Annotated in this window: 6 protein-coding genes; 4 read left to right on the top strand and 2 right to left on the bottom strand. The window is 75.0% G+C overall.

The genetic code is table 11. The features are described 5' to 3' along the window. The 3 genes from DKT69_RS33140 to DKT69_RS33130 all read left to right on the top strand — a co-directional run. On the top strand, nucleotides 1-345 hold a 345-nt coding region (locus DKT69_RS33140; protein WP_255420248.1), incomplete at its 5' end, for a sulfurtransferase. A gap of 48 nt (nucleotides 346-393) precedes the next feature. Further along, complete coding sequence (locus DKT69_RS33135) at nucleotides 394-1575, top strand: acetoin utilization protein AcuC (RefSeq protein ID WP_109805352.1); 1182 nt, start codon at nucleotides 394-396, stop codon at nucleotides 1573-1575. Between the two features lie 24 nt (nucleotides 1576-1599). Continuing rightward, entirely contained in the window at nucleotides 1600-4155 is a 2556-nt protein-coding gene (locus tag DKT69_RS33130) for a bifunctional acetate--CoA ligase family protein/GNAT family N-acetyltransferase (protein WP_109805351.1), read from the top strand. Between the two features lie 9 nt (nucleotides 4156-4164). On the opposite strand, the gene DKT69_RS33125 is transcribed toward DKT69_RS33130, so the two are convergent. Both DKT69_RS33125 and sigB read right to left on the bottom strand, forming a co-directional pair. Beyond that, nucleotides 4165-4572, bottom strand: a complete 408-nt coding sequence (locus tag DKT69_RS33125) for a VOC family protein (protein WP_109805350.1) — start codon at nucleotides 4570-4572, stop codon at nucleotides 4165-4167. A gap of 91 nt (nucleotides 4573-4663) precedes the next feature. Further along, nucleotides 4664-5674 (bottom strand): RNA polymerase sigma factor SigB, encoded by a 1011-nt coding sequence (sigB, locus tag DKT69_RS33120; RefSeq protein WP_438361899.1) that lies wholly within the window; start codon nucleotides 5672-5674, stop codon nucleotides 4664-4666. 227 nt (nucleotides 5675-5901) lie between these two features. Between sigB and DKT69_RS33115 the strand changes: the two genes are divergently transcribed. Beyond that, complete coding sequence (locus DKT69_RS33115) at nucleotides 5902-6690, top strand: sporulation protein (protein ID WP_109805349.1); 789 nt, start codon at nucleotides 5902-5904, stop codon at nucleotides 6688-6690. Nucleotides 6691-6717 lie beyond the last annotated feature (27 nt).

Raw genomic sequence — 6717 nt, 5'->3', positions numbered from 1 at the left:
GTGCTGCTCGACGTGCGCGCCGCGCCGCGCTACCGGGGCGAGACCGAGCCGATCGACCCGGTCGCCGGGCACGTGCCGGGGGCGGTGAACCTCCCCGCCCCCGGGTACGTCGACGCCGGCCGCTTCCCGACCGTCGAGGGGCTGCGCGAGCGGTTCGCCGCGGCGGGCGTGACCGACGCCGCGCCCGTCGGGGCGTACTGCGGATCCGGGGTGACCGCCGCCCAGGCCGTCCTCGCGCTGCACCTCGCCGGCCGGCCGGACGCCGCGCTCTACGTCGGCTCGTGGAGCAACTGGGTCGCCGACCCGGCCCGTCCGGTCGCCACCGGGGAGGCCCCCGGCCGGTGAGCAGCGCGTGCGGTGGGTGCGCCGCGGGCCTCGTGCGACGATGACCCCATGGCCGACGACACGGTGGTGGTGTGGGACGAGGCCCTCCTCGCCTACGACATGGGTGACCATCCCCTCGACCCGGTCCGGGTCGAGCTGACCATCGCGCTCGCCCGCGAACTCGGCGTGCTGGACCGACCCGGGGTCCGCCTGGTCAAGCCGGAACCGGCCGACGACGCGCTGCTGACCCGGGTGCACGACCCCCGGTACCTGGACGCGGTCCGGGCCGCGCCGCGCGACCCGTTCTTCGCCGGCTTCGGCCTGGGCACTTCGGACAACCCGGTCTTCGACGGCATGCACGAGTCGAGCGCGCTGATCGCCGGGGCCAGCGTGGCCGCGGCGGAGGCGGTGTGGCGCGGCGACGCCCGCCGGGCGGTCAACGTCGCCGGCGGCCTGCACCACGCGATGCCCGCCCGGGCCGCCGGCTTCTGCGTCTACAACGACCCGGCGGTGGCCATCGCCCGCCTGCTCGACCTCGGCGCGGAGCGGATCGCGTACGTGGACGTGGACGTGCACCACGGCGACGGCGTGCAGGAGATCTTCTACCGCGACCCGCGGGTGCTCACGATCAGCCTGCACGAGACCCCGCTCGCCCTCTTCCCCGGCACCGGTTTCCCCGACGAGACCGGCGGGCCGGGCGCGGAGGGCAGCGCGGTGAACGTGCCGCTTCCCCCGGGCACCGGCGACGCCGGCTGGCAGCAGGCCTTCCACGCGATCGTGCCGGCGGCGTTGCGCGCGTTCCGGCCCCAGCTGCTGGTCACCCAGTGCGGGGCGGACGGGCACCGACTCGACCCGCTCGCCGACCTGCACCTGTCGGTGGACGGACAGCGGGCCACCTACCTGGCGCTGCGGGCGCTCGCCGACGAGCTCTGCGACGGCCGCTGGGTGGCCTTCGGCGGCGGCGGGTATGCGCTGGTCGAGGTGGTGCCCCGGGCGTGGACCCACCTGCTCGCGATCGCCGGCGGCGAGCCGGTCGAACCGGCCCGGCTCACCCCGCCGGCCTGGCGTGAGCTGGCCGCCGCGCGGCGGCCGGGCCGGGAGGTGCCGCTGCGGATGACCGACGACGCCGACCCGTCCTACGAGCCGTGGCAGCCGAACGGTGAGCCGGACGCGGTGGGCCGGGCGATCGCGGCCACCCGCCGGTCGGCCTTCCCGCTGCTCGGGCTCGACCCGCACGATCCCCGGGACTGAGCCGGCGGTGGGGAGGACCGACCGGTGACCACTGTCGAACAACCGGTGGACGTGCTGCTCAGCGACGGTACGACCGTCCAGCTGCGACAGATCCGCCCGGACGACGCCCCGGCGATCGTGGCGATGCATGCGCGCTTCTCCGAGCGCACCCGCTACCTGCGCTACTTCTCGCCGTACCCGCGCATCCCGGAGCGGGACCTGCAGCGTTTCGTCAACGTCGACCACCGCGACCGGGAGGCGTTCGTGGTGCTGGCTGGCGGCCGGATCGTGGCGGTCGGCCGGTACGAGCGGCTCGGCCCCGGGTCCCCGGAGGCCGAGGTGGCCTTCGTGGTGGAGGACGCCTACCAGGGCCGGGGCATCGGCTCGGTGCTGCTGGAGCACCTGGCCGACGCGGCCCGCCGGTTCGGCATCGGGCACTTCGTCGCCGAGGTGTTGCCGGCCAACGGGGCGATGCTGCGGGTCTTCTCCGACTTCGGGTACCAGGTCCAGCGCCAGTTCGCCGACGGCGTGGTGCACCTGAGCTTCCCGATCGCGCCCACCGAGGCGACCCTGGAGGTGCAGCGCGGCCGGGAGCACCGCACCGAGGCCCGCTCGATCGCCCGGCTGCTCGCGCCGCGCGGCATCGCCGTCTACGGCGCCAGCGCCACCGGGCAGGGCGTCGGCGCGGCGGTGCTCGGGCACCTGCGCGACGGCGGGTTCACCGGGGCGATCGTGCCGGTGCACCCGACCGCGTCGACGGTGGCCGGGCTGCCCGCGTACCCGTCGGCGGCCGACGCCGGGCTCGACATCGACCTGGCGGTCGTCGCGGTGGCCCCGGAGGCGGTGACCGAGGTGGTCGCCGACGCCGCGAAGGCCGGCGCGCACGGCCTGGTCGTCATCTCCGCCGGGTTCGCCGAGGCCGGGCCGGAGGGGGCGGCCGCCCAGCGGGCCCTGGTCCGCGCCGCGCACCTGGCCGGCATGCGGGTGGTCGGCCCGAACTGTCTCGGCGTCGCCAACACCGACGGCGCGGTACGCCTCAACGCCACCCTCGCCCCGGTGCTGCCCGCCCCCGGGCGGGTGGGGATCTTCAGCCAGTCCGGCGCGTTCGGGGTGGCGCTGCTCGCGGAGGCGTCCCGGCGCGGGCTGGGCCTGTCCAGTTTCGTCTCGGCTGGCAACCGGGCGGACGTCTCCGGCAACGACCTGCTCCAGTACTGGCAGGACGACCCGCGCACCGACGTCATCACCCTCTACCTGGAGACCTTCGGCAATCCGCGCAAGTTCGCCCGGCTGGCCCGCCGGATCGGGCGGAGCAAGCCGGTGGTGGCGCTCGCCTCGCTGGCCCGCCCGCCCGGTGTCGGCGACGCGCCGGCGCTGGACGCCGCCGCGGTCAGCGCGCTGTTCGCCCAGTCCGGGGTGATCCGGGTGGACACCGTCGCCGAGCTGCTCGACGTGGGCGTGCTCCTGGCCCACCAGCCGCTGCCGGCCGGCCGCCGGATCGCCGTGGTGGGCAACTCGTCGGCGCTGACCGGGCTGGCCGCCACCGCCTGCGCCGCACAGGGCCTCGTGATCGCCGACGGCTACCCCCGCGACGTGGGCCCCCGGGCCGCCGCCGCCGCGCTCGCCGCCGCGCTCGCCGCCTCCGCCGCCGACGAGGGCGTGGACGGGGTGGTCGCCGTGTTCGCCCCGCCGCTGCCCGGCCAGCTCGCCGACCCGGACGCCGACTTCACCGCCGCCCTGCCCGACGCCCTGGCCGCCGGCAAGCCGGTGGTGGCGACGTTCCTGGCCGGCCGGGTGCCCGCCGGGGTGCCGACGTACCCGAGCGTGGAGGAGGCGGTGCGGGCCCTCGCCCGGGTCACCACGTACGCCGACTGGCTGCGCCGGCCGCCCGGCATGCTGCCCGACCTGGACCGGGTGGACCCGGCCGCCGGGCAGGCCGCGTTCCGGGTGGACGGCGCCGACCCGGCGGCGCTGCTGCGCGCGTACGGGATCGACGTGGTGGAGTCCGCGCCGGCGCGGACGGCCGACGAGGCGGTGGAGGCCGCCGGGCGGCTCGGCTGGCCGGTGGCGTTGAAGGCCGCCGCGCCCGGCCTGCGGCACCGCCTCGACCTCGGGGCGGTCCGTCTCGACCTGGCCGACCCGGCCGCGCTGCGCCGGGCGTACGCGGAGCTGGCCCCGGTCTTCGGCCCGGAGGTGCTGGTCCAGCCGATGGTCCCGCCCGGGGTGGCCTGCGTGGTGGAGCTGATGGAGGATCCGGCGTTCGGGCCGGTGGTCGGCTTCGGGCTCGGCGGCGTCGCCACCGAGCTGCTCGGCGACCGGGCCTGGCGGGCGGTGCCGCTGACCGACCGGGACGCCGCCGAGCTGGTCGACGAGCCGCGGGCCGCGCCGCTGCTGCGCGGGCACCGGGGCGCCGCGCCGGTGGACCGCGCCGCCCTGGCCGACCTGCTCCTGCGGGTCGGCCGGCTCGCCGACGAGCAGCCCCGGGTCCGCTCGCTGACCCTCAACCCGGTGCTGGCCCGCCCGGACGGCATCTCGGTGCTGCACGCCACCGTCCGCGCCGGCATCGAGGCCCCCCGGCCCGACACCGGCCCGCGCCGCCTCTGACGGTCGGCGTCAGCCGCGGCTGGAGATCTGCTGCACCCCCCAGGCGTTGCCGTCCGGGTCGGTGAAGAAGACGAACCCGACGTTGTCCAGCGGGTGCGGCACCGGGCGCGGATTGCGCCCCACCACCTGGATCTCGCTGACGTCGACACCCCGCTCGACCAGTTCGGCGCGGGCCTTCTCCAGGTCCGGCACGACCAGTTGGAGCCCCTTGAGCGACCCGGGCGGCATGTCCGGGACCGCGCCGGTGCCGATCACGATCGAGCAGCCCGAGCCCGGGGGAGTGAGCTGCACGATCCGTACGTCGTCGCCGATCCGGGTGTCATGGTCGACGGCGAAGCCGAGGCGGTCGGCGTAGAACTCCTTGGCCCGGTCCACGTCGGAGACCGGCACCACCACCACTTCCAGGGTCCAGTTCATACCTTCGCACCCTGCCCGACCGCAGCGGAGAGTCAAGGGCGCCACACGGCGAAGGCCCCGGCGAATCGCCGGGGCCTTCGATTCCGACCGCTCAGCAGGCGTACGCCTCCAGGCGGTTCGCCCGCTCCGGGGCGCGCAGCTTGAGCAGCGTCACCTTCTCGATCTGCCGGATCCGCTCCCGGGACAGACCGAACTCCCGGCCCACCTCGTCGAGGGTACGCTGCCGGCCGTCGTCCAGGCCGAACCGGAGCCGGATCACCGCCTGCTCCCGCTGGGAGAGGGTGGCCAGCACGATCCGGACCTCGTTGCGCAGCTCGCCGTTGGCGGCGGCGTCACCCGGCTCGGCACGCGGGTCCACCGCGGCGACGAAGTCACCGAGCGCGCTCTCCCCGTCGTCGCCGACCGCCTGGTCCAGGCTGACCGGCTCCCGGTCGTACGAGATCAGCTCGATCACCTGGAACTCGGGGACGCCCAGCGCGGCGGCCACCTCGGCGACGGTGGGCTCCCGGCCCAGCGAGGCCGACAGTTCCCGGCGGGCCCGGACCATCCGGTTGACCTGCTCGACCATGTGCACCGGGATGCGGATGGTGCGGGCCTGGTCGGCCATGGCGCGGGTGATGGCCTGGCGGATCCACCAGGTGGCGTAGGTGGAGAACTTGTAGCCCTTGGTGTAGTCGAACTTCTCGACCGCGCGGATCAGGCCGAGGTTGCCCTCCTGGATCAGGTCCAGGAACGGCATGCCGCGACCGGTGTACCGCTTGGCGATGCTCACCACCAGCCGCAGGTTCGCCTCCAGCAGGTGGTCCTTGGCGGCGCGGCCCTCGGCCACGATCTGCGCCAGGTCGGCCCGCAGTTCCGCGGAGACCGGGGTGCAGGTGGAGAGCTTCTCCTCGGCGAAGAGGCCGGCCTCGATCCGCTTGCTGAGCTCGACCTCCTGCGCGGCGGTGAGCAGCTTGGTGCGGCCGATCCCGTTCAGGTACGCCCGGACCAGATCGGTGGAGACGCCGCGCTCGTCGGTGGCGTCCAGATCGGTCAGGGTGCCGGGCTCGGCGTCGACGGTGGCAGCCGGGCGGGTCTGGTGCTCGATCATCTGCAGGGCCATCTCGGTCTCTCCCCGTTGTCCTTCGTGCCGCGTACCGGGTTCCGTGCCGCGTGCCGGCGCGGTGGTGCCGGTGAGGAACAGCTTGGCGGTCGGGGCGTGAAACGGGAGTGAGGCGATCGGGGAACCGACAGCAATACCGACGGAACGGCGGTGTCGCTTGCCCGACCCGGTTACCGTGCCAGCGGCCGGCCACCGGGGCGCGGCAGCACAGGCGATCGGAGGACTTGGTGGTCTTCAAGCGGCTCATGCAGGCGATGGGTGTGGGTGGCCCCTCGGTGGAGACGGTGCTGGCCAACCCGAACTGCCGTCCGGGTGGTCAGCTGGAGGGCCGGATCCAGGTGGCCGGCGGCGACCACGCGGTGGACGTGTCCTACGTGGCCCTCGGCCTGGTCACCCGGGTCGAGGTGGAGAGCGGGGACGCCGACTACGACACCAATCAGGAGTTCGGTCGCCGTCAGGTCACCGGGGCGTTCCGGCTGGAGCCGGGGCAGCGGTACGACATTCCGTTCCGGTTCGAGGTGCCGTGGGAGACGCCGCTGACCGACCTGTACGGCCAGCACCTGCACGGGATGACGATGGGGCTGCGTACCGAGCTGGAGGTGGCCCGGGCGGTCGACTCGGGTGACCTGGACGCGGTGGCGGTGCACCCGCTGCCGGCCCAGGAGCGGCTGCTGGAGGCGTTGCTGCGGCTGGGCTTCCGGTTCGCCCGGGCCGACGTGGAGCGCGGGCACATCTACGGCGTACGGCAGAGCCTGCCGTTCTACCAGGAGATCGAGTTCCACCCGGCGCCGCAGTACGCGCGCGCGATCAACCAGCTGGAGGTCACCTTCGTCACCGACCCGCAGCAGGTGCAGGTGGTGCTGGAGATCGACAAGCGGGGCGGGGTCTTCACCGAGGGCCGGGACGCCTTCGGCCGGTTCACCGTCGACCACGCCACGGTCGACCGGACGGACTGGGCCGCCCAGCTCGACGGCTGGCTGCGCCAGTCCATCCAACGCCGCGGCCTCTTCTTCTGACCGCACCCCCAACCCCCACCTTGCCCC

The organism is Micromonospora sicca (assembly GCF_003172935.1).
GTDB lineage: Bacteria > Actinomycetota > Actinomycetes > Mycobacteriales > Micromonosporaceae > Micromonospora > Micromonospora sicca.
This window is presented reverse-complemented; position numbering and strand designations above follow the sequence as displayed.

Coding starts and splice junctions, on each gene's coding strand:
- DKT69_RS33135 (WP_109805352.1), top strand. CDS start 394: ATGGCCGACGACACGGTGGTGGTGTGGGACGAGGCCCTCCTCGCCTAC.
- DKT69_RS33125 (WP_109805350.1), bottom strand. CDS start 4,572: ATGAACTGGACCCTGGAAGTGGTGGTGGTGCCGGTCTCCGACGTGGAC.
- sigB (WP_438361899.1), bottom strand. CDS start 5,674: ATGGCCCTGCAGATGATCGAGCACCAGACCCGCCCGGCTGCCACCGTC.